Genomic DNA, 1076 nt, shown 5'->3' with positions numbered 1-1076 from the left:
AGAGCACACGCTAACCGACATTATCTTCTTAACGATTACAGCAGTGATTGCTGGTGCTGAAGGTTGGGAGGATATTGAAGATTTTGGTGAAGATAACTTGGATTGGCTTAGACAGTATGGTGATTTCAAACAAGGCATACCGGTACACGATACCATTGCCCGAGTTATCAATCTAATCTCCGCTAAGCAACTGCAACGATGCTTTACTGCGTGGATGAAAGACTGTCATGAAGCGACTGAGGGCGAAGTTATTGCTATCGATGGCAAAACTCTCAGAGGTACATACAACAAAGACAAGCGTTGTGGTGCAATCCATATGGTTAGTGCGTTTAGTTCAGCAAACCAAGTTGTACTAGGACAAGTTAAAACTGCAGATAAAAGCAATGAAATCAAAGCGATTCCTGAACTGCTTGAAATGCTTTCCTTGCGAGGTTGTTTAGTGACGATTGATGCTATGGGATGCCAGAAGGATATAGCTGAAAAGATAGTCATTCAAGATGCAGATTACCTCTTAGCGGTAAAAGGTAATCAAAAACGATTGGAGCAAGCGATTAGCCAAGAGTTTAATTCTAGTATGATTAATAGTTTTGAAGGTGATAAATACGTCACTCAAGAGAAAGGTCATGGTCGTACAGAAACACGTTTGAGTATGGTTGTTCACAATACAGATTTCTTAGGCGATATAGCGTTTGGTTGGGCCGAACTCTCCACAATTGGTATGGTCGTTTCAATTCGTCAAGAAGGTGATAAGCCAGCAGAAACAATGCAAGTCAAGCACTACATAAGCTCAGCAAAACTAACGGCTAAGGCTTTACTAGAGAGCACGCGAGCACATTGGAGCATTGAAAATCAGATGCACTGGCGATTAGATGTTGGTTTTAAAGAAGATGAATGTCGGATACGTCGAGAGCAAGCTGGTGAGAACTTAGCAGTTATAAGGCATATTGCTTTAAACCTGCTGACGGAAGAAACCAGCTTCAAAGCTGGGATCAAAAGAAAGCAGAAAAAAGCGAACCGTAGCAACAGCTACCTTTCGCAAGTCCTTGCAGGGCAAGGGGTTTCGTAATCTTTCCCTG

Annotated in this window: 1 protein-coding gene; it reads left to right on the top strand. The window is 42.3% G+C overall.

The annotated features are described in order from the left end of the window. Positions 1-1066 (top strand): ISAs1 family transposase (locus NL643_RS22730; protein WP_253645250.1); only part of this gene is annotated, 1066 nt, incomplete at its 5' end. Positions 1067-1076: the final 10 nt, after the last annotated feature.

It is taken from the genome of Vibrio sp. Y42_MX_L11 (assembly GCF_024181785.1).
Taxonomy (GTDB): domain Bacteria; phylum Pseudomonadota; class Gammaproteobacteria; order Enterobacterales; family Vibrionaceae; genus Vibrio; species Vibrio diabolicus.
The sequence above is the reverse complement of the archived record's forward strand: the minus strand, read 5'-3'. Positions and strand labels throughout refer to the sequence as shown.